Below are 21,579 nucleotides of genomic sequence, written 5' to 3' on the forward strand. Positions count from 1 at the left end.
GACAAAAGCCAGACCGGGCGTTGCGTTTAGAGTCCGGACACTGCGCGGGGCATTTGCATGCCCACACGCGGCGTGGCTCCTGAAGTGCGCGAGTTAGAGGCTGCGAGCAACCTGGACCTTCTCGTAAACTTCGATCTTGTCGCCAGGCTTGACGTCGTTGTAGCTCTTGACGCCGATACCACATTCCATGCCGGCACGTACTTCGGAAGCGTCATCTTTGAAGCGGCGCAGGGATTCCAGCTCGCCTTCGAAGATAACGATGTCTTCACGCAGTACACGGATTGGACGGTTGCGGTACACAGTACCTTCGATAACCATGCAACCGGCAATCGCGCCGAACTTCGGCGAGCGGAAAACGTCACGAACTTCGGCGATACCCAGGATATTTTCCCGGACGTCACTGCCAAGCATGCCGGTGAGGGCCTTCTTGACGTCTTCGATGATGTCGTAGATGACGTTGTAGTAACGCATGTCCAGGCCTTCCTGCTCGACGATCTTCCGTGCGCCAGCATCGGCACGCACGTTGAAGCCGAACAGTACAGCGTTGGAAGCCAGTGCCAGGTTGGCGTCGGACTCGGTGATACCACCGACACCGCCACCGACAACACGCACTTGCACTTCGTCGTTACCCAGGCCGTTCAAGGCGCCGTTCAACGCTTCGAGGGAACCACGGACGTCAGATTTGAGGACGATGTTGAGCGTCTTCTTCTCTGCCTGGCCCATGTTCTCGAAGATGTTTTCCAGCTTGCCGGCGTGAGCACGGGCCAGTTTGACTTCGCGGAACTTGCCTTGACGGAACAGAGCCACTTCACGGGCTTTCTTCTCGTCCGACAGTACGCTCATCTCGTCGCCAGCGTCCGGGGTACCGTCCAGGCCGAGGATCTCGACAGGGATGGATGGACCCGCTTCCTTGATTGGCTTGCCGTTCTCGTCGAGCATGGCACGTACACGGCCATAGTTCGAACCGACCAGCACCATGTCGCCTTGGCGCAGGGTACCGTCTTGAACCAGAACGGTAGCAACCGGGCCACGACCTTTGTCGAGACGCGATTCAACCACAACACCACGACCCGGGGCCGATGGGGTTGCCTTGAGTTCCAGGACTTCGGCTTGCAGCAGAACAGCTTCGAGCAGTTCGTCTACGCCAGTACCGACCTTCGCCGAAACCGAAACGAACGGCGTATCACCGCCCCACTCTTCGGAAGTCACACCGTGAACCGACAGTTCGCTACGGATGCGATCAAGATCAGCGCCCGGCTTGTCGATTTTGTTCACGGCAACAACCAGTGGAACACCAGCGGCCTTGGCGTGCTGGACAGCTTCAATGGTCTGCGGCATTACGCCGTCGTCCGCTGCAACTACCAGGATCACGATGTCGGTCGCCTTGGCACCACGGGCACGCATTGCGGTAAACGCGGCGTGACCTGGGGTGTCAAGGAAGGTGACCATACCGCGCTCGGTTTCAACGTGGTATGCACCGATGTGCTGGGTGATACCACCGGCTTCGCCGGCAGCTACCTTGGCACGACGGATGTAGTCGAGCAGCGAGGTCTTACCATGGTCAACGTGGCCCATTACGGTCACGACTGGCGCACGGGAGAAGGTCTCGCCTTCAAACTTAAGGGACTCGGCCAGGGAGTCTTCCAGGGCGGTGTCGCTGACCAGGGTCACTTTGTGGCCCAGTTCTTCGGCTACCAGTTGAGCAGTTTCCTGGTCAAGCACCTGGTTGATGGTCGCTGGAGTACCCAGTTTGAACATGAACTTGATGATTTCAGCAGCCTTGACCGACATCTGATTGGCCAAATCGCCAACAGTGATGGTCTCGCCGATCTGCACATCACGCACGACAGGGCCGGTTGGGCTCTGGAAACCGTGGGCGTTGCGTTTCTTCAGCTTGGCCTTGCCGCGACCACCACGACGGAAGCCATCGCTTTCTTCGTCGGTAGTACGTGGCGCAACGCGTGGAGCAGGCGCTTTCTCTTTGACCGAGGCACGATGCGGAGCGTTTTTACGCTCGCCATCGCCACCACCACTGCGACGATTGTTATCGTCGGCACGTGGCTTGTCCGGACGACGAGGTTCGTCGCGCTTGCGAGCGTCAGCAGCAGGTGCTGGCGCAGCGGCAACCGGAGCAGCCTCACGCACAGCTTCAACAGGCGCTGCAGGAGCGGCGACTGCATCAGTAGCGGATTGCGCAGCAGCAGGCTGGCGACGCGCTTCTTCTTCGGCGCGACGCTTGGCTTCTTCTTCAGCCTTCTGACGTGCAGCATTTTCTACTGCGCGACGTTCGTCCATCTCGCGTTTGCGCTCGGCTTCGATTTCTTCCGGGCTGCGCTGTACGAAGACTTTCTTCTTACGTACTTCAACGCTGATGCTCTTGCTACCAGCCACCCGCAGGGTGCTGGTTGTTTTGCGCTGCAATGTAATCTTGCGCGGTTCTTCCACTTTCGCCTTGTGGCTGCTTTTCAAGTGAGTCAGCAACGATTGCTTCTCACTGTCGCTCACATGTTCCTCGGCGGCGGTGTGCGGCAGACCTGCCTCACGCATCTGCTGCAACAGGCGCTCTACCGGTGTTTTGACCTCATCGGCCAGTTGTTTCACCGTGACTTGCGTCATGCACTTCTCTCCTCAGGCCGCGCCTAATTACTCGAACCAATGGGCTCGGGCGGCCATGATCAACTTGCCGGCACGATCATCGTCAATGCCGTCGATGTCGAGCAGGTCGTCAATAGACTGCTCGGCCAGGTCTTCGCGGGTAATTACGCCGCGCACCGCCAGTTCCATCGCCAAATCCTTGTCCATACCCTCAAGCGAGAGCAGGTCTTCGGCCGGATGGGCGTCTGCCAGCTTTTCCTCAGTAGCGATGGCTTTAGTCAACAAGCGATCCTTGGCCCGAGCGCGAAGCTCGTTGACGGTGTCTTCGTCAAAGCCGTCGATGTTGAGCATTTCCTCCACCGGTACGTAGGCAATCTCTTCCAGGCTGGTGAAGCCTTCATCTACCAGCACCTGTGCCAGATCTTCGTCGACTTCCAGCTCGTCGATGAAGTTGCGCAGGATATCGCCGGTTTCTGCTTGCTGCTTAGCCTGGATGTCCGATTCGGTCATGACGTTCAGGGTCCAACCAGTCAACTGGCTGGCCAGACGCACGTTCTGACCACCGCGACCGATGGCCTGGGCCAGATTGTCTGCGCCAACGGCGATGTCCATTGCATGGGCATCTTCGTCAACAATAATTGCCGCAACTTCGGCCGGGGACATGGCGTTGATCACGAACTGCGCTGGGTTATCGTCCCACAGCACGATATCCACGCGCTCACCGCCCAATTCGCCCGACACTGCCTGGACGCGCGAACCGCGCATACCAATGCAAGCGCCTTGCGGGTCGATGCGTTTGTCCTTGGAGCGGACCGCGATCTTGGCACGCGAACCCGGGTCGCGGGACGCAGCCATGACTTCGATCAGGCCTTCGGCAATTTCCGGCACTTCGATACGGAACAGCTCTATCAACATTTCCGGCGCAGTACGCGACAGGATCAGTTGAGGGCCGCGGTTCTCAGTGCGGATTTCCTTGAGTAGCGCGCGCAAACGCACGCCAACACGGAAGGTTTCGCGGGAAATGATGTCTTCACGGGCCAACAACGCTTCTGCGTTGTTACCCAGGTCGACGATCACGTTGTCGCGAGTTACTTTCTTCACGGTGCCGGAGATGATTTCCCCCAGGCGCTCGCGATAGGCATCAACAACTTGGGCGCGCTCGGCTTCGCGAACCTTTTGCACGATGACCTGCTTGGCAGTCTGTGCAGCGATGCGGCCGAACTCGATGGACTCGATCTTTTCCTCGACGACGTCACCAACCTGGGCACCAGGATGCGTTAACGCAACCTTGCTCGGCCAGGTTTCGATGGCCGGATCATCAAGATCGGCTTCTTCGACGACCGTCCAGCGACGGAAAGTCTCATAGGCTCCGGTGTGGCGATTGATTTCCACACGCAGATCAACTTCGTCTTCAAAACGCTTTTTGGTAGCAGTGGCCAGGGCCAGCTCCAGCGCTTCAAAAATCACGTTTGCCGGTACGCCCTTTTCATTGGATACCGACTCAACAACCAGCAGTACTTCTTTGCTCATCGTACGCCTCGCCTTTCGCAAGCCATTGGATCCGCGGGATCCGCAGTTTCTGGCACGTCTCAGTCAAAACTAGGAATAATGTTGGCCTTGTCGATCATATCGATCGGCAACAGGAACTCGTGGTCTTCTACCTGCACCACTACATCCTGTTCTTCTACACCGCGCAGAAGGCCCTGAAAGTTGCGTCGCCCTTCGAAAGGAGATCGCAGCTTGATCTTCACTTGTTCACCGGCATATTTAGCAAACTGCTCAATAGTGAACAGTGGGCGTTCCATGCCTGGCGAGGAAACTTCGAGGGTGTATTCAACGGCGATCGGATCTTCAACATCCAGGACACCACTGATCTGACGGCTGACGATGGCACAATCGTCCACCAGCACGCCGCCCTCTTTATCGATATAAACGCGCAACATTGAGTGGCGACCTTGAGCCGAAAACTCAATACCCCAGCATTCATAGCCTAGGGCCACGACCACCGGGGCCAGCAAGGCCTGCAACTCTTCTAGCTTGCTCGACACCTGAACCCCCTCGTGCATGTATGTGCATGCTGTGCAAAATAAAAAAATGGGCGAAACGCCCATCCTTGAAACGCCGTCGAACAGCGGCGTTGAAAGTGTCCAGCTAACAAAAAGCCCCTTAAAAGGGGCTCCGCTAAAACTGGTTGCGGGGGCCGGATTTGAACCGACGACCTTCGGGTTATGAGCCCGACGAGCTACCAGACTGCTCCACCCCGCGACAAAGCTGGGGCGGAAGTATACGACCGATCCCTTACAGGGTCAATGTAACCTTCCACCTACAAGAAAGCCCGCAACAGCGGGCTCTCCTGATAATTGGTACCGAGAAGGGGACTCGAACCCCTACACCCTATGGGCACAACCACCTCAAGGTTGCGTGTCTACCAATTCCACCACCTCGGCAATACAGCGTTTACAACCTTCTTACTTCTGCTCTTGAGCTGGAGGCACGTCAGTCGCTGGAGTAGCCGACTTTTGCTCTTGAAGCACCGGGACATCATCAGAAGCCGGTTTTGCTTTTGGAACTTCCAACACTGCTGGATCTGGCAAACCTGCTTGAGTCAGCACATGAGCTTTCTCTTTAGCAAAGTAACCTAACCCCAGGCTGGTTATGAAGAAACCGGCGGCAAGTATAGCAGTAAACTTACTAAGAAAGGTAGAGGAACCTTGGCTTCCGAACACAGTATTTGAAGCACCTGCCCCGAAAGACGCACCAGCGTCCGCACCTTTACCCTGTTGCAGCAATACCAAGGCAACAACGCCCAGTGCACCCAACAGATGAAAAACGACTACGACTGTTTCCAGCATTTTCTCAGTTTCCCGCGGCGCGACAAATCGCACCGAACTCATCTGCATTCAGGGAAGCTCCACCAATGAGCCCCCCATCGATATCCGGCATGCCGAACAGTTCGACCGCATTGGCCGCCTTCACGCTGCCGCCGTATAGAAGCCGCACACCTTGCGCGACCTCAGAATTCTCTGCCGCCAACTGCGCGCGGATGGCTGCGTGCACATCCTGCGCCTGTTGCGGTGTAGCAGTCAGCCCGGTGCCAATGGCCCAGACCGGCTCGTAAGCAATCACTGCCTTTGCAAATGCACCAACACCCAGCTCCTCGATGATGCTGCCCAGCTGACGCGAGACAACTTCAAGAGTCTTGCCGGATTCACGCTGCTCAAGGGTCTCCCCTATGCACAACACGGGAATCAGGCCACAAGCCTGTGCTGCTGCGAACTTGCGGTTGAGTGTCCCATCACGCTCGCCCATCATCTGACGGCGCTCGGAGTGCCCAACGAGCACATAGGAACAACCTGCATCAACCAGCTGACTCGGTGCAATCTCACCAGTCAACGCACCCTGCATGGCTTCTACTGCGGAATTCTGCGCGCCGACCTGGATCGACTTGCCTTTCAAGCCATCAACCACTTGGTTGATATGCAAGCAAGGCGGGAATACCGCGATATCGACACCACTCGGCAGTGCCAAGTGACGAAGGCCATTGACCAGCTCAGCGACACTGGCGCGGGTACCGTGCATCTTCCAGTTACCAGCTACCATAGTGCGACGCATGCTGTACCTCGTCGGTCAAAGTGGGCGCAGATGTTACCCAACCGCATCAACACTGGCAAGCCGAATTCAGGCGCAAACTTCAGTTACCAGTTTTGCCAGCTCTTCGGCATAGCCGCGAACCTGTGTTTCGTCATCGCCTTCGACCATGACACGCACCAAAGGCTCGGTCCCCGACTTGCGCAACAAGACCCGGCCACGGCCCGCCATAGCGACGGTAACACGCTCACAGGCTTCCTTGATGGCCGGGTGCTCGATAGGGTTTTCACCCCCAGAGAAACGCACATTGAGCAGTACCTGAGGACATTTGCGCAATGCTTGACGTGCCTGGGCCAGGCTCTCTTCACGGCGACGCAAGGCCAATAGCACCTGCAACGCAGCGATGATCGCATCACCGGTAGTGGTGTGCTGGAAGCACACTACGTGCCCGGAATTCTCGCCACCCACCACCCAGTTGCGCTCCAGCAGCTCGGCAATCACGTAGCGGTCGCCAACATTGGCGCGCACAAACGGGATCCCCAGATCTGCCAGGGCCAACTCCAGCCCCAGGTTACTCATCAAGGTACCGACGACGCCGCCTTGCAGCTTGTTACGCTCATGCAGGTCACGGGCAATGATGAACAGCAGGTCGTCACCGTCAACGATGGCGCCCGTGTGATCGACCATCAAAACGCGGTCGCCGTCGCCATCAAAGGCAATACCCAGGTCCGCGTGCTCAGCCAATACCGCCGCCTGCAACTGCCCCATATGGGTCGAGCCGCAGTTGTCGTTGATGTTCAGGCCGTTGGGCTGAGCCGACAGCACAGTCACCTCGGCCCCCAACTCCTTGAATACGCTGGGCGCCACCTTGTAGGTCGCACCGTGGGCGCAGTCGATCACCACCTTGAGCCCGGCAAAATTGGTACTGGTGGGCACGCTGCTTTTGCAAAACTCGATATAACGACCCGAAGCGTCGTTGATCCGCGAAACCTTGCCCAGCTTGCTCGATTCGACGACGGTCATCGGCGCATCCAGCAGCTCTTCAATCATATGCTCGATCTCGTCCGGCAGCTTGGTGCCCTGACCCGAAAAGAACTTGATGCCATTATCATCATGGGGATTGTGCGAAGCGCTGATCACAATCCCGGCTTCAGCGTGAAAGGTACGCGTGAGGTAAGCGATCGCCGGCGTAGGCATCGGCCCCAGCAACATCACGTCAGCCCCGGCAGCAGACAGGCCCGCCTCCAATGCAGATTCGAACATGTAACCAGAGATCCGCGTGTCCTTGCCGACCAGGATGCGACATGCCCCCATGCTGCGGAAAGCCATCCCGGCCGCCCAGCCCAGCTTGAGCATGAAATCCGGAGTGATCGGGAATTCGCCGACCCGACCACGAATACCGTCGGTGCCAAAATATTTCTTTGTCATAAGTGCTCCATCATTCTTATTCGGCTGATTCTACCGCTTCGATCATCCGCACTACGTCAACGGTCTCGGCCACATCGTGCACCCGTAGAATGCGCGCACCCTTGGCGACAGCCAAGGCCGCCAGGGCCAGTCCGCCGTGCAGGCGCTCGCCCACGGGACGATTCAAGGCCATGCCTATCATGCTCTTGCGCGACACCCCAACCAACAGGGGACGACCAAGGGCATGCAGCGACTGCATATGTTTGAACAGGCTCAAGTTGTGCTGCAGGGTTTTGGCAAAACCAAACCCGGGGTCGAGAATGATCCGCTCAGGTGCAATTCCCACAGCGGCGCATTGGGCAATGCGATCCACCAGGAATTCCGTCACTTCTTCAACAAGGTTGTCGTAGTGCGGAGCGTCCTGCATCGTCCCGGGCTCACCGAGCATATGCATCAGACAGACCGGCAACCCAGTGGCCGCAGCAGCGTCCAGCGCGCCGTCGCGCTGCAATGAGCGCACGTCGTTGATCAACCCCGCTCCAAGCCGCGCGGTTTCACGCATGACGGCTGGGGTCGAGGTGTCTACTGAAATGATTACATCCAATTCGCGATGGATTCGCTCGACAATCGGCGCTACACGCTCCATCTCCTCCAATGGGGAGACAGCGCGCGCTCCTGGCCGGGTCGATTCGCCACCAACATCGATCAGGGTCGCACCTGCAGCGACCATCGCTTCTGCATGGCGCAATGCCGCATCCAGCTGACTGAAGCGGCCACCGTCGGAAAAGGAATCAGGGGTTACATTGAGAATGCCCATAACGTGAGTACGGGCCAAATCAAGAACCCGGCTGCCGCAAGGCAACCGGGTAGAGGGCGACGCAGAAGTCATTTCAAGCCTTAAAGGTCGGCAGCCGGGCCGCCGATTGGGTTTTCCGGGCGCTCGTTCTGTACTACTGGCGGTGTGCCTGAAGTACCCGAACCACCTTCCCAATCGCGAGGCTCACGAGGCGTACGGCCGGCCATGATGTCGTCAATCTGTTCGGCATCAATGGTCTCGTACTTCATCAGGGCATCAGCCATGGCGTCGAGCTTGTCGCGGTTATCGGTAAGGATCTGCTTGGCCGTGCCGTAGCACTGGTCAATGATGCTGCGCACTTCGGAGTCAATCAGCTTGGCAGTCTCACCAGAGAAGCTGGCACTTTGACCACCGCCGCCACGCCCCAGGAACACTTCACCTTCTTCCTCGGCATACATCAGTGGGCCAAGTTTTTCCGACAGACCCCACTTGGTGACCATATTCCGCGCAATCTGGCTGGCACGCATGATGTCGTTGGACGCGCCGGTGGTAACACCGTCAAAACCCAAGGTCATCTCTTCAGCGATACGGCCGCCGTACAGCGAACAGATCTGGCTGATCAGGGCGCGCTTGGAGAGGCTGTAGCGATCCTCTTCCGGCAGGAACATGGTGACACCCAGTGCGCGACCACGCGGAATGATCGAGACCTTGTAGACCGGGTCATGCTCAGGCACAACACGACCGACAATGGCGTGACCAGCTTCGTGATAAGCGGTGTTCTGCTTCTCTTTTTCGGACATGACCATGGATTTGCGCTCGGCACCCATCATGATCTTGTCTTTGGCCAGCTCGAATTCTTTCATCTCGACGATGCGCTTGCCGGTACGGGCAGCGAACAGCGAGGCCTCGTTCACCAGGTTGGCCAGGTCGGCACCGGAGAAACCAGGAGTACCACGGGCAATCACACCCGGAGCCACGTCATCGCCCATCGGCACTTTGCGCATGTGGACCTTGAGAATCTGCTCGCGGCCACGGATATCTGGCAAGCCCACCACGACCTGACGGTCGAAACGGCCCGGACGCAGCAGCGCAGGGTCAAGTACGTCAGGACGGTTGGTGGCGGCAATCACGATGATGCCATCGTTCATTTCAAAGCCGTCCATCTCCACCAGCAACTGGTTGAGGGTCTGCTCACGCTCGTCGTGACCACCGCCCATACCAGCACCACGATGGCGACCGACAGCGTCGATTTCATCGATGAAGATGATGCAAGGCGCGTGCTTCTTGGCCTGCTCGAACATGTCACGCACACGGCTTGCACCTACGCCGACAAACATCTCGACGAAGTCGGAACCGGAAATGGTGAAGAACGGCACCTTGGCTTCGCCGGCAATCGCCTTGGCAAGCAGGGTCTTACCGGTACCCGGAGGACCGACCATCAGTACACCGCGAGGAATACGGCCGCCCAGGCGCTGGAACTTGCCCGGATCGCGCAGGAACTCGACCAACTCACCGACTTCTTCCTTGGCTTCGTCGCAACCTGCAACGTCAGCCAGGGTAGTTTTCACCTGATCTTCAGAAAGCAGGCGCGCCTTGCTCTTGCCGAAGCTCATCGGCCCGCCCTTGCCCCCCGCGCCGCCTTGCATCTGGCGCATGAAGAACATGAACACGGCGATAATCACCAGGATCGGGAAGCTGGCTACCAGCAGCTGGGTCCAGATGCTCTGCTGCTCAGGCTGCTTACCTTCGACGACGACCTTGTTATCCACCAGGTCGCCGATCAGGCCATTGTCCTGGATCGCCGGACGAATGGTCTTGAAGCTATCGCCATCGTTGCGTTTGCCAGTGATCACGTAGCCATCAACCGCCACGCGCTCGACCTTGCCATCCTTAACTTGCTGGATGAAGTCGGAATAGTTGAGGGTCTGCGGCTCGTTAGGGCTGGAGAAGTTGTTCATCACCGTCACCAGGACAGCCGCGATGATCAACCACAGGATCAGATTCTTTGCCATATCGTTCAATTAACTACCCTCTGAAGCAAGCTCCGCTACTGGCGCGCGCTTCGCATGATATTCACCGGCCTAACTTACTACATTACCTACAACTCTGGCAGGCGCCGTCTGTAACCCTTTGTGAAACTTTGACTACACAATATTCGTAAAGCTTCATGACGAAAGCGATATAAAAAAACCTATCGCCTACCTCGAATTCCTCAAAAACGCTCTTCGCTCGCAGCGCCCTCGACACCGCGGAAGCCGCGGCACAACAAATACTGCTCCCTGGACCTGTCCCGGGAAGAGTCAGGCTTGCGCGTCTGCACCTTGTCGAACAACTTGCGAATGTTCTTGTGGTACTCGTCAAAACCTTCGCCCTGGAAGACCTTCACAAGGAAATCTCCACCTGGACGCAAAACCCGACCCGCCAAATCCAGCGCCAATTCACAGAGGAACATCGCGCGCGGCATATCAACGGCCGGTAATCCACTCATATTGGGGGCCATGTCGGAAATCACAAGGTCTACCTGTGAATTTCCTACCGCCTCAAGGATCTGCGCAAGTACGGCGTCCTCGGTGAAGTCACCGTGAACAAAGGTCACATCCGGGATGCTGTCCATTTCCAGGATATCGGACGCGATCAGACGCCCCTGCCCACCAATCAGACGACTGGTCACCTGGGACCAACCACCTGGGGCGGCCCCCAGGTCAATAACGCTCATGCCCGGACGGATCAACTTGTCCTTGTCCTGGATCTCCAGCAGTTTGTAACTGGCCCGTGAACGGTAGCCGTCCTTCTGCGCCTTTTTGACGTAAGGATCGTTGAAATGCTCTTGCAGCCACTTAAGGCTAGTTTTGGAACGGGCCACGGGCCACCTCGAAAATAAAACGGGTCGTGATTAACTGGGCGGTCCCGGACTCGCTCGGGTAAACTGGCCGCCGCTTTTTACAAGATCAGACGCAGGGGTCAGATTATGCCGCTCACTCAAGAGCAGAAGAAACAGTACAAATCCATTGGCCACCATCTGAAACCAGTTCTGATTGTGGCAGACAACGGTTTGACTGAAGGTGTGTTAGCCGAACTTGAACGCGCATTAGGCGATCACGAGCTGATCAAGATCAAGGTCAATATCCTTGATCGCGAAGCACGCCTGGCCGCCATTGCAGAACTGTGCAAGGTGGGCAAAGCGGACCTGGTTCAGGTCATCGGCAAGATGGCGCTGCTGTATCGCAAGAATTTCAGCGCCAACAAGCAACTGTCGAACGTTCATCGCTTCAAATGATTCAAGGGTCACGGGCGTGCTTCGCGCGCCCTGCCGCTCCACCCCGGCGCAGGCTGTACCACCAGCACCAAGCCAGAAAACCCTAGCACAAGATAGCTGAACAGCTGCCAGCGCAACGCTTCCGGCAGCAATATGCGCACCACGCAATACATTGCGCACGCATACAGCGCCATCAACAGCAGTTGCCCACGCATATCCCGCCACAAACTCCCCAAGCCCTCGGCCTTGATCAGCACAAGCGCCTGGAGCGTCACGCACGCGGCTGCAAAACCTACCAGCAACGCACTCAATAATCCGCCGATCTCATAGATCAGCAACGGCGCCAGGCCAATCATGCCCAGCACCGGCAATACACCCAGGTGCAACAGCCACAGGCCGCCAACCCAGAGCATCTGGGTCAACTGCCAAAGCATGGCGCCCGCTCGAAGCGGGCGCCGCCTTTCAGATGTGACGAACTTCGACAATCTCGTACTCGATCACGCCACCAGGCGTCTTGACGGCCACCACATCACCCTCTTCCTTGGCGATCAAGGCACGGGCCAGGGGCGAGCCGACGGAGATCTTGCCGAGTTTGAAGTCAGCTTCATCCTCACCCACGATGTGGTAAGTCACGCGCTCATCCGTCTCAACGTTGGCGATTTCCACAGTGGTACCGAAAATCACTTTGCCGGTGTGCGGAATGCTTGTGACATCAATGATGACCTGATTCTGAATCCGCCCTTCAATATCACGGATCCGCGCCTCGACCATACCCTGCTGCTCACGAGCAGCGTGGTATTCGGCGTTTTCCTTCAAGTCACCCAACTCACGGGCCGTACCGATGTCCTGGCTCAGCTTCGGACGTACGACCTTGGTCAGATGGGCGTGCTCCTCTTCCAGGGCCTTGGCGCCCTGGACAGTCATAGGGTATTTGATCATGCCTTCAATCCTGCGTGTAGATCCTGCAAGCGACGCACGGTCTTTTCCGGACCGAACTTGAGCGCTTCACAGATAGCTTCGCCAGCAGCAATGGTGGTGGTGCAGTAGATCTTATGCTGCAAGGCGTTTCGACGAATGGAGTAGGAGTCCGCGATCGACTGGCGACCTTCGGTGGTGTTGATGATCAGGGTGACTTCGTCATTCTTGATCATGTCGACCACGTGCGGACGACCTTCCGTTACCTTGTTCACGCGACGCACTTTCAGGCCAGCCGCCTCAATCAGCTTGGCAGTCCCGGCAGTCGCCACGACCTCGAAGCCCAAGTTGATCAGATCACGGGCCACGCCTGCAACCAGTGGCTTGTCATCGTCACGCACGCTGATAAACGCAGTACCGCCGGTCGGCAGCACTTCGCTGGCGCCCATCTGGGCCTTGGCGAATGCTTCGCCGAAGGTATCGCCCACGCCCATCACTTCACCGGTGGACTTCATCTCTGGGCCCAGGATCGGGTCCACACCAGGGAATTTGGCGAAAGGGAACACCGCTTCTTTCACACTGTAGAAGTTCGGAATGATTTCCTTGGTGAAGCCGATTTCCTTCAAGGTTTTACCGGCCATTACACGGGCGGCAATCATCGCCAGGGACACACCGATGCACTTGGAAACAAACGGCACGGTACGCGAAGCACGCGGGTTGACCTCGATGACGTAGATGTCTTCGCCTTGCAGCGCCAACTGTACGTTCATCAGGCCGACCACACCCAGTTCCAGGGCCATTTTCTTGACCTGCTCGCGCATCTCGTCCTGGATGTGCAGCGGCAGCGAGTACGGCGGCAGGGAGCACGCGGAATCACCGGAGTGAACGCCTGCCTGCTCGATGTGCTGCATGATCGCGCCAATCACCACGTCGGTACCGTCGCAGACCGCATCCACGTCCATCTCGATGGCGCAGTTGAGGAAGTGGTCCAGCAGGACCGGGCTGTCATTGGACACTTTCACCGCGTCACGCAGGTAGCGTTTGAGTTCTTCTTCTTCGTAGACGATTTCCATCGCCCGGCCGCCCAGCACGTAGGACGGACGCACCACCAACGGGTAGCCGATCTTGCTGGCTGCACGGATGGCCTCGTCTTCGCTGCGCACGGTCGCGTTTGGCGGCTGGCGCAGGTTCAGGCGCTCGACCATCTGCTGGAAGCGCTCACGGTCTTCGGCACGGTCGATGGCGTCAGGGCTGGTACCGATGATCGGCACGCCGGCCGCTTCCAGGGCACGCGCCAGTTTCAGCGGAGTTTGCCCGCCGTACTGGACGATCACGCCTTTTGGCTTCTCGACGCGACAGATTTCCAGCACGTCTTCCAGGGTTACTGGCTCGAAGTACAGGCGATCGGAGGTGTCGTAGTCAGTGGAAACGGTTTCCGGGTTGCAGTTGACCATGATGGTCTCGTACCCGTCTTCGCGCAGGGCGAGGGCGGCGTGGACGCAGCAGTAGTCGAACTCGATACCCTGGCCGATACGGTTTGGACCGCCGCCCAGGATGATGATCTTGTCGCGGCCCGACGGCGCGGCTTCGCACTCTTCCTCGTAGGTGGAGTACAGGTACGCGGTGTCGGTGGCGAACTCTGCGGCGCACGTGTCAACGCGCTTGTAGACCGGGAAGATATCCAGCTTGTGGCGATGGGTGCGCAGGTTCTTCTCGGTCACGCCCAGCAGCTTGGCCAGACGCTGGTCAGAGAAGCCTTTGCGCTTGAGGCGGAACATCAGGTCGCGGTCGATAGAGGACAGACCCAGGGTCTTGACCTTCTCTTCTTCCTTGATCAGATCTTCGATCTGCACCAGGAACCACGGGTCAATCATGTTCATGCCGAAGATGTCTTCGACGGTCATGCCAGCGCGGAAAGCATCAGCCACGTACCAGATACGCTCGGCGCCTGGCACGGTCAGCTCGCGCTTGAGCACGCTCATGCTTTCTGGGTTGCTCAGGTCGAGCTTCTCGTCCAGACCGCAAACGCCCACTTCCAGGCCACGCAGGGCTTTCTGCAGCGACTCCTGGAAGGTCCGGCCGATGGCCATGACTTCACCGACCGACTTCATCTGAGTGGTCAGGCGGGCGTCGGCTTTCGGGAATTTCTCGAAAGCGAAGCGTGGCAGCTTAGTGACGACATAGTCGATCGACGGCTCGAAGGACGCCGGCGTAGCACCACCAGTGATCTCGTTTTGCAGCTCGTCCAAGGTGTAACCGATCGCCAGCTTGGCAGCGATGCGCGCAATCGGGAAGCCGGTAGCTTTTGATGCCAGCGCCGAAGAACGCGATACACGCGGGTTCATCTCGATCACGACCATACGGCCGGTGTTCGGGCAGATACCGAACTGAACGTTGGAACCGCCGGTTTCAACGCCGATCTCACGCAGTACCGCCAACGAGGCGTTACGCATGATCTGGTATTCCTTGTCCGTCAGGGTCTGTGCCGGAGCCACGGTGATCGAGTCACCGGTGTGCACACCCATTGGGTCGAAGTTTTCGATCGAGCAGACGATGATGCAGTTGTCCTTTTTGTCGCGGACAACTTCCATCTCGTACTCTTTCCAGCCGATCAGGGATTCGTCGATCAGCAGCTCTTTGGTCGGCGACAGGTCCAGACCGCGCGCGCAGATTTCTTCGAATTCTTCACGGTTGTAAGCGATACCGCCGCCAGTGCCGCCCATCGTGAAGGACGGACGGATAATGCACGGGAAACCCAGCTTTTCGAGAACCGCGTTGGCCTCTTCCATGCTGTGGGCGATGCCCGAGCGCGGGCAATCAAGACCGATGGACTTCATGGCCTTGTCGAAACGCGAGCGGTCTTCAGCCTTGTCGATGGTGTCGGCATTGGCGCCAATCATCTCTACGCCGAACTTTTCCAGGACGCCTTCGCGCTCCAGGTCCAGGGCGCAGTTCAGTGCAGTCTGGCCGCCCATGGTCGGCAGCAGTGCATCTGGACGCTCTTTCTCGATGATCTTGGCAACGGTCTGCCACTTGATCGGTTCGATGTAGGTGGCGTCGGCCATGTCCGGGTCGGTCATGATGGTGGCCGGGTTGGAGTTCACCAGGATGACGCGGTAACCCTCTTCGCGCAGGGCCTTGCAGGCCTGGGCGCCGGAGTAGTCGAATTCGCAGGCCTGGCCGATAACGATCGGGCCAGCGCCGAGAATCAGGATGCTTTTTATGTCTGTACGTTTTGGCATGGGTTTGTCACTCAAATCCGCAGGTCAGTCGGCAAGCCGTCTTGAACAATCCTTGAAGAGCCTGAGGGGGCCGCCGGTTTCCCGGGCCGCCCTCAGGCCGCTCATTTAGCGTCGCTTGGCCATCTCATTGATGAAACGGTCGAACAGCGGCGCTACGTCGTTCGGGCCCGGGCTCGCTTCAGGGTGGCCCTGGAAGCTGAACGCGCTCTTGTCGGTGCGCTCGATACCCTGCAGGGAACCGTCGAACAGCGACTTGTGAATGGCGCGCACATTGGCCGGCAAGGTGGCTTCATCCACCGCAAAACCGTGGTTCTGGCTGGTAATCATCACTACGCCAGTGTCCAGGTCTTGTACCGGGTGGTTGGCACCATGATGGCCATGGCCCATTTTCAGGGTCTTGGCGCCGGAGGCCAGGGCCAGCAGTTGGTGACCCAGGCAGATACCGAATACCGGGATCTCGGTGTCCAGCACTTCCTTGATAGCCTTGATGGCGTAGTCGCATGGCTCCGGGTCACCCGGACCGTTGGACAGGAACACACCATCCGGTTGCAGGGCCAGTACGTCGGCGGCCGGGGTTTGCGCCGGCACCACGGTCACGCGGCAACCGCGCTCGACCAGCATGCGCAGGATGTTGTACTTCACGCCGTAGTCGTAAGCGACCACGTGGTAAGGCAACTCGCTAGCCTCGATGGTTGCGTGGCTGTCAGTCTTCAAGTCCCAGACAGTGGAGCGCCACTCGTACTGTTCTTTGGTGCTGACGACTTTCGCCAGATCCATGCCTTTCAGGCCAGGGAAGCCTTGCGCTGCAGCAATCGCTGCGGCTTCGGAAACATCGTCACCGACCATGATGCAGCCATTCTGCGAGCCTTTTTCACGCAGGATGCGTGTCAGGCGGCGCGTATCGATACCGGCGATTGCCACAACGTTGTTGGCTTTCAGGTAATCGGACAGCGACATCGTGTTACGCCAGTTGCTCGCAACCAGTGGCAGGTCACGAATCACCAGACCAGCCGACCAGACACGATCAGACTCGATATCTTCCGGTGTAGTACCGGTGTTGCCGATGTGCGGATAGGTCAGGGTAACGATCTGTTGGGCGTAGGAAGGATCGGTAAGGATTTCCTGATAGCCGGTCATGGCGGTGTTGAACACCACCTCTCCAACGGTCTGACCGTCGGCTCCAATGGCTTCGCCGCGAAAAATGCTGCCATCAGCAAGGGCGAGTATGGCTGGCTTAGTCAAGAAGACCTCCCGTAAATAAAGCCTGAAAGGGCGATCGCAGGTTGTAAAAAAGCGGAGTGACGTATGGACACGTCACCCCGCTTCTTCACTGAATTATTCTGCGCGCTTTTAGTGGACACACTAAAGCTGTAGCTTACAGAAAAAGGCTTTTTTGGTCCACCGCTAAAGAGCCTAAAAGGCAGGAGAATGCGACAGGACGTCGCTTAGCGGGTAAAAACGGGGCCCTAGAGTAATACCCGGGGCCCGTTTTTGCTACTGATTAACGCAGATCCAGCACGTCTTGCATGTCGTAGAGGCCTGCTTCGCGCCCCTCCAGCCACAATGCCGCACGCACTGCGCCCTTGGCGAAGGTCATACGACTGGAGGCCTTATGGGTAATCTCCAGGCGCTCGCCTTCGGCAGCAAACAGCACCGTGTGATCACCCACCACGTCACCGCCGCGCACCGTAGCAAAGCCAATGGTCTCGCGCTCACGCGCGCCGGTATGACCTTCGCGACCATACACCGCGACTTTCGACAAATCGCGCCCCAAGGCATCGGCAATCACCTCGCCCATGCGCATGGCGGTGCCCGATGGCGCATCCACCTTGTGCCGGTGATGGGCCTCGATGATCTCGATATCCGCATCATCCCCCAGCACCCGTGCGGCCATGTCGAGCAACTTCAGCGACAAGTTGACGCCCACACTGAAGTTGGCGGCAAACACGATAGGGATGTCCTTGCCCGCCGCAACCAGCAACTGCTTCTGCTCGGCATTCAGGCCAGTAGTACCGATAACCATGGCCTTGCCAGCCTTACGGCAGAAGGCCAGGTTTTTCAGCATCACTTCGGGCAGGGTGAAGTCGATCAGCACATCGAACTCGTCAACCACCTGCTCCAGGCTACCGGACAACGACACTCCGATCCGCCCCAGCGAAGCCAGCTCACCAGCATCAGCGCCAATCAGCGTACTGCCCGGGCGTACGATCGCCGCAGTCAGCCCCGACAGAGGCGAGCGCTGCTGCACCGCCTCCACCAGGTTCTTGCCCATGCGCCCGGCGGCGCCCATCACTGCTATACGTCGCATATCCACGTCCTTACAGGTCGCCGAAGAAGCGCTTCACGCCTTCGAACCAGCCAGCGGTCTTCGGCGAATGGGAGCCATCACCGTCCAGCGAGCTGCGCAATTCTTCGAGCAACTCACGCTGACGACGATCCAGGTTGACCGGGGTCTCAACGGCCACACGGCACATCAAGTCGCCCGCCCCACCGCCACGCACTGGCGCAACGCCTTTGCCACGGATCCGGAACTGCTTGCCGGTCTGCGTTCCCTCAGGAATCTTCAGCTTGACCCGACCATCGAGGGTCGGAATCTCCAGCTCGCCACCCAGGGCGGCATCGACAAAGCTGATCGGCACCTCACAGAACAGGTGCTTGCCGTCGCGCTGGAAGATCGAGTGCTCGCGCACATTGATCACCACGTACAGATCGCCCGTCGGGCCACCCTGCGCACCCGCCTCGCCTTCACCCGACAAGCGGATACGGTCGCCAGTATCGACACCCGCCGGCACTTTCACCGACAGCGTCTTGTACTCTTCGACACGCCCTTCGCCGTGGCAAGAGTCGCACGGATCGGAAATGATCTTGCCCTGGCCATGGCAACGCGGGCAGGTTTGCTGCACAGAGAAGAAGCCCTGCTGCATGCGCACCTGACCAATACCACCACAAGTCGGGCAGGTAATCGGCGAAGAGCCCTTCTTGGCACCTGAACCGTCGCACGGCTTGCAATTGACCAGCGTCGGCACGCGGATGTTGACGCTGGTGCCGCGCACGGCTTCTTCCAGATTCAGCTCCAGGGTGTAGCGCAAGTCGCTGCCGCGCTGGGCACCGCCGCGCTGACCGCCGCGACCGCCACCGAAGAAGTCGCTGAACACGTCGCCGAAGATATCGGAGAAGTTCTGCCCGCCAAAACCGGCACCGCCGCCACCCATGCTCGGATCGACACCCGCGTGGCCGTACTGGTCGTAGGCTGCGCGCTTGTTCGGATCACACAGGCATTCGTAGGCCTCGTTGGCCTCCTTGAACAACTCTTCGGATTCTTTGTTATCCGGATTACGGTCCGGGTGGTGCTTCATCGCCAGGCGACGGTAAGCCTTCTTCAGGTCCGCCTCGCTGGAGCCCCGCTCCACACCCAACACTTCGTAATAGTCACGCTTTGCCATAAGTCTTTGCACTCTTAAGGACGTCCGGCAAAACCCTCCTGAGCCTGCCAAACTCGTTGAGCCCCAATACAGGCCCGGACCCAACTCACGTCAAATTCAACGATCCTGGTCTTTACTGCTCTCAGCCGAGACCCAGCTAAAAACGCGGTGATTGTTGATCGCAAAGCAGGAGCATTCCCGATCACACCGCCAACATCCGAATCTTGTCGCATGCTGTAAAAATTCGCGTACCCCAGACACGCCAACGCGGGAGCAAGCTCCCGCGCGGCGACATCCTACCAGTCACCGCTTGATAGCGGTCAACCGGGCGACCAAGTTACTTCTTCTGGTCTTCTTTTACTTCTTCGAACTCGGCATCGACAACATCATCGTGCTTGGCTTCAGGCTCTGCCTGTTGCGCGGCACCGTCAGCTGGCTGGCCTTGCTCGGCGTACATCTTCTGAGCTACTGGCGCGGAGACTTTCGACAGCTCCTCAACCTTGGCTTCGATAGTGGCCTTGTCATCACCTTTAACGGCGGCTTCCAGGGCAACCACTGCAGCTTCGATTGCAGTCTTCTCTTCAGCAGTCACTTTGTCGCCAGCATCAGCGATCATTTTGCGCGTCGAGTGAACCAGTGCATCACCCTGGTTCCGGGCAGCGGCCAGCTCTTCGAACTTGCGATCTTCCTCGGCGTTCTTTTCAGCGTCGTTGATCATCTGCTGAATTTCTTCCTCGGACAGGCCGGAGTTGGCCTTGATCACGATCGACTGAGTCTTGCCAGTGGCCTTGTCCTTGGCGCCTACGTGCAGAATGCCGTTGGCGTCGATGTCGAAGGTTACTTCAATCTGTGGCACGCCACGTGGAGCTGGTGGAATCTCGGCCAGGTCGAACTTGCCCAGGGACTTGTTCTGCGCAGCCTGCTTACGCTCACCTTGCAGCACGTGAATGGTCACCGCGCCCTGGTTGTCATCGGCAGTCGAGAACACTTGCGATTTCTTGGTAGGAATCGTGGTGTTCTTCTCGATCAGCGCAGTCATCACGCCGCCCATGGTTTCGATACCCAGGGTCAGCGGGCTGACGTCCAGCAGCAGCACGTCTTTCACGTCGCCGGCCAATACCGCGCCCTGAATGGCAGCACCCATTGCAACTGCTTCGTCCGGGTTGACGTCTTTACGCGCTTCTTTACCGAAGAACTCGGTAACCTTCTGCTGCACCAGCGGCATACGGGTCTGACCACCGACCAGAATCACGTCGTTGATCGAGCCAACATCGATACCCGAGTCTTTCAGGGCGATGCGGCAAGGCTCGATGGTACGCTGAACCAGGTCTTCAACCAGCGATTCGAGCTTGGCGCGCGAGATCTTCACGTTCAAGTGCTTAGGACCGGTGGCGTCTGCAGTGATGTACGGCAGGTTCACGTCGGTCGAATTGCTCGAAGACAGTTCGATCTTGGCTTTTTCAGCGGCTTCTTTCAGGCGCTGCATCGCCAGCGGGTCACCCTTGAGGTTCATGCCGCTTTCTTTCTTGAATTCGTCGACGAGGTAGTCGATCAGACGAATGTCAAAGTCTTCACCGCCCAGGAACGTGTCACCGTTAGTCGCCAACACTTCGAACTGGTGCTCGCCATCGACTTCAGCGATTTCGATCACGGAAACGTCGAAAGTACCGCCACCCAGGTCATAAACGATCACGGTGTGGTCGCCCTTGGCCTTGTCCATGCCATAGGCCAGAGCAGCCGCGGTTGGCTCGTTGATGATACGTTTTACGTCCAGGCCCGCGATACGGCCGGCGTCTTTGGTCGCCTGGCGCTGGCTGTCGTTGAAGTAGGCCGGAACGGTGATCACCGCTTCGGTCACTGCTTCACCGAGGTAGTCTTCGGCAGTCTTCTTCATCTTTTTCAAGATTTCAGCCGAGATTTGTGGCGGCGACATTTTCTGGCCGTTCACTTCAACCCAGGCGTCACCGTTGTCGGCCTTGGCGATTTTATACGGCACCATCTTGATGTCTTTCTGTACAACTTCTTCGTCGAACTTACGACCGATCAAACGCTTCACCGCGTACAGGGTGTTATGCGGATTGGTCACAGCCTGACGCTTGGCGGACTGGCCTACCAGGATTTCGCCGTCGTTGGCGTAAGCCACGATGGAAGGGGTAGTACGTGCGCCTTCGGCGTTCTCAATAACCTTGGATACGCCGTTTTCCAGCACGGAGACGCAGGAGTTGGTGGTCCCCAGGTCGATACCGATAATTTTGCCCATGATTCACTCTCCCGAAACTTTGGATTTGGTTGCCGCAGCAGTGGTGGCTAACTGCGGTAGCACTTAAACGCTTGACTTATAAATGGGGTCGTTACGAA

At 58.1% G+C, this 21,579-nt stretch carries 17 protein-coding genes and 2 tRNA genes; 1 reads left to right on the forward strand and 18 read right to left on the reverse strand.

Translation table 11 applies throughout. The annotated features are described in order from the left end of the window. Positions 1 to 93: 93 nt before the first annotated feature. The 11 genes from infB to rlmE all read right to left on the reverse strand — a co-directional run bounded on the left by infB (position 94) and on the right by rlmE (position 11,249). A complete protein-coding gene (gene infB, locus BHC62_RS04895; protein ID WP_029298975.1) occupies positions 94 to 2,616 on the reverse strand; it encodes a translation initiation factor IF-2 in 2,523 nt (840 codons plus the stop codon). Positions 2,617 to 2,643: 27 nt separating this feature from the next. Next, complete coding sequence (gene nusA, locus BHC62_RS04900) at positions 2,644 to 4,125, reverse strand: transcription termination factor NusA (RefSeq protein ID WP_029298976.1); 1,482 nt, start codon at positions 4,123 to 4,125, stop codon at positions 2,644 to 2,646. Between the two features lie 59 nt (positions 4,126 to 4,184). Beyond that, complete coding sequence (gene rimP, locus BHC62_RS04905) at positions 4,185 to 4,643, reverse strand: ribosome maturation factor RimP (RefSeq protein ID WP_032867412.1); 459 nt, start codon at positions 4,641 to 4,643, stop codon at positions 4,185 to 4,187. A 140-nt stretch (positions 4,644 to 4,783) separates the two neighbouring features. After that, positions 4,784 to 4,860 (reverse strand) — tRNA-Met (locus BHC62_RS04910). A gap of 96 nt (positions 4,861 to 4,956) precedes the next feature. Beyond that, positions 4,957 to 5,042, reverse strand: a tRNA-Leu gene (locus tag BHC62_RS04915). A 21-nt stretch (positions 5,043 to 5,063) separates the two neighbouring features. Then, complete coding sequence (gene secG / locus BHC62_RS27230; protein WP_029298979.1) at positions 5,064 to 5,447, reverse strand: preprotein translocase subunit SecG; 384 nt, start codon at positions 5,445 to 5,447, stop codon at positions 5,064 to 5,066. Between the two features lie 4 nt (positions 5,448 to 5,451). After that, on the reverse strand, positions 5,452 to 6,207 hold the full coding sequence (gene tpiA, locus BHC62_RS04920) for a triose-phosphate isomerase (protein ID WP_070994377.1): 756 nt from the start codon (positions 6,205 to 6,207) through the stop codon (positions 5,452 to 5,454). 66 nt (positions 6,208 to 6,273) lie between these two features. Continuing rightward, positions 6,274 to 7,611, reverse strand: coding sequence for a phosphoglucosamine mutase (gene glmM, locus BHC62_RS04925; protein WP_029298983.1), 1,338 nt, complete (start codon positions 7,609 to 7,611; stop codon positions 6,274 to 6,276). A 16-nt stretch (positions 7,612 to 7,627) separates the two neighbouring features. Further along, a complete protein-coding gene (gene folP / locus BHC62_RS04930) occupies positions 7,628 to 8,479 on the reverse strand; it encodes a dihydropteroate synthase (RefSeq protein WP_029298986.1) in 852 nt (283 codons plus the stop codon). Between the two features lie 8 nt (positions 8,480 to 8,487). Then, positions 8,488 to 10,398: an ATP-dependent zinc metalloprotease FtsH gene (ftsH, locus tag BHC62_RS04935; RefSeq protein ID WP_029298988.1), complete on the reverse strand. Its 1,911-nt coding sequence runs from the start codon at positions 10,396 to 10,398 to the stop codon at positions 8,488 to 8,490. Between the two features lie 200 nt (positions 10,399 to 10,598). Further along, entirely contained in the window at positions 10,599 to 11,249 is a 651-nt protein-coding gene (gene rlmE, locus BHC62_RS04940) for a 23S rRNA (uridine(2552)-2'-O)-methyltransferase RlmE (protein WP_029298990.1), read from the reverse strand. Positions 11,250 to 11,354: 105 nt separating this feature from the next. Between rlmE and BHC62_RS04945 the strand changes: the two genes are divergently transcribed. Beyond that, positions 11,355 to 11,663: a YhbY family RNA-binding protein gene (locus BHC62_RS04945; protein WP_029298992.1), complete on the forward strand. Its 309-nt coding sequence runs from the start codon at positions 11,355 to 11,357 to the stop codon at positions 11,661 to 11,663. 8 nt (positions 11,664 to 11,671) lie between these two features. On the opposite strand, the gene BHC62_RS04950 is transcribed toward BHC62_RS04945, so the two are convergent. The 7 genes from BHC62_RS04950 to dnaK all read right to left on the reverse strand — a co-directional run bounded on the left by BHC62_RS04950 (position 11,672) and on the right by dnaK (position 21,481). Next, entirely contained in the window at positions 11,672 to 12,076 is a 405-nt protein-coding gene (locus BHC62_RS04950) for an MFS transporter (RefSeq protein ID WP_070994378.1), read from the reverse strand. Positions 12,077 to 12,104: 28 nt separating this feature from the next. After that, positions 12,105 to 12,581 carry a transcription elongation factor GreA gene (gene greA, locus BHC62_RS04955; protein ID WP_008029775.1) on the reverse strand — a complete coding sequence of 159 codons (477 nt, stop codon included), beginning with the start codon at positions 12,579 to 12,581 and terminating at the stop codon, positions 12,105 to 12,107. After that, entirely contained in the window at positions 12,578 to 15,799 is a 3,222-nt protein-coding gene (gene carB, locus BHC62_RS04960) for a carbamoyl-phosphate synthase large subunit (RefSeq protein ID WP_029298996.1), read from the reverse strand. The genes greA and carB overlap by 4 nt, the downstream gene beginning before the upstream one ends. A gap of 105 nt (positions 15,800 to 15,904) precedes the next feature. Then, positions 15,905 to 17,041 carry a glutamine-hydrolyzing carbamoyl-phosphate synthase small subunit gene (gene carA / locus BHC62_RS04965; protein WP_029298997.1) on the reverse strand — a complete coding sequence of 379 codons (1,137 nt, stop codon included), beginning with the start codon at positions 17,039 to 17,041 and terminating at the stop codon, positions 15,905 to 15,907. 259 nt (positions 17,042 to 17,300) lie between these two features. Continuing rightward, entirely contained in the window at positions 17,301 to 18,107 is an 807-nt protein-coding gene (gene dapB, locus BHC62_RS04970) for a 4-hydroxy-tetrahydrodipicolinate reductase (RefSeq protein ID WP_029298999.1), read from the reverse strand. Positions 18,108 to 18,117: 10 nt separating this feature from the next. Next, positions 18,118 to 19,242, reverse strand: a complete 1,125-nt coding sequence (gene dnaJ / locus BHC62_RS04975) for a molecular chaperone DnaJ (protein WP_029299001.1) — start codon at positions 19,240 to 19,242, stop codon at positions 18,118 to 18,120. A 316-nt stretch (positions 19,243 to 19,558) separates the two neighbouring features. After that, the gene (dnaK, locus tag BHC62_RS04980; protein ID WP_029299003.1) at positions 19,559 to 21,481 is read right to left on the reverse strand and encodes a molecular chaperone DnaK; all 1,923 of its coding nucleotides are present in this window, start codon (positions 21,479 to 21,481) and stop codon (positions 19,559 to 19,561) included. Between the last annotated feature and the right edge of the window lie 98 nt (positions 21,482 to 21,579).

Source organism: Pseudomonas sp. 06C 126 (assembly GCF_001855215.1).
Taxonomy (GTDB): Bacteria; Pseudomonadota; Gammaproteobacteria; order Pseudomonadales; family Pseudomonadaceae; genus Aquipseudomonas; species Aquipseudomonas proteolytica.

Bases quoted from the DNA above. Each gene is read 5' to 3' on its own strand.
- infB (WP_029298975.1), bottom strand. From the start codon at position 2,616: ATGACGCAAGTCACGGTGAAACAACTGGCCGATGAGGTCAAAACACCG.
- dnaK (WP_029299003.1), bottom strand. From the start codon at position 21,481: ATGGGCAAAATTATCGGTATCGACCTGGGGACCACCAACTCCTGCGTC.
- tpiA (WP_070994377.1), bottom strand. From the start codon at position 6,207: ATGCGTCGCACTATGGTAGCTGGTAACTGGAAGATGCACGGTACCCGC.
- BHC62_RS04945 (WP_029298992.1), top strand. From the start codon at position 11,355: ATGCCGCTCACTCAAGAGCAGAAGAAACAGTACAAATCCATTGGCCAC.
- greA (WP_008029775.1), bottom strand. From the start codon at position 12,581: ATGATCAAATACCCTATGACTGTCCAGGGCGCCAAGGCCCTGGAAGAG.
- dnaJ (WP_029299001.1), bottom strand. From the start codon at position 19,242: ATGGCAAAGCGTGACTATTACGAAGTGTTGGGTGTGGAGCGGGGCTCC.
- secG (WP_029298979.1), bottom strand. From the start codon at position 5,447: ATGCTGGAAACAGTCGTAGTCGTTTTTCATCTGTTGGGTGCACTGGGC.
- dapB (WP_029298999.1), bottom strand. From the start codon at position 18,107: ATGCGACGTATAGCAGTGATGGGCGCCGCCGGGCGCATGGGCAAGAAC.
- glmM (WP_029298983.1), bottom strand. From the start codon at position 7,611: ATGACAAAGAAATATTTTGGCACCGACGGTATTCGTGGTCGGGTCGGC.
- ftsH (WP_029298988.1), bottom strand. From the start codon at position 10,398: ATGGCAAAGAATCTGATCCTGTGGTTGATCATCGCGGCTGTCCTGGTG.
- carB (WP_029298996.1), bottom strand. From the start codon at position 15,799: ATGCCAAAACGTACAGACATAAAAAGCATCCTGATTCTCGGCGCTGGC.
- folP (WP_029298986.1), bottom strand. From the start codon at position 8,479: ATGACTTCTGCGTCGCCCTCTACCCGGTTGCCTTGCGGCAGCCGGGTT.
- nusA (WP_029298976.1), bottom strand. From the start codon at position 4,125: ATGAGCAAAGAAGTACTGCTGGTTGTTGAGTCGGTATCCAATGAAAAG.
- BHC62_RS04950 (WP_070994378.1), bottom strand. From the start codon at position 12,076: ATGCTTTGGCAGTTGACCCAGATGCTCTGGGTTGGCGGCCTGTGGCTG.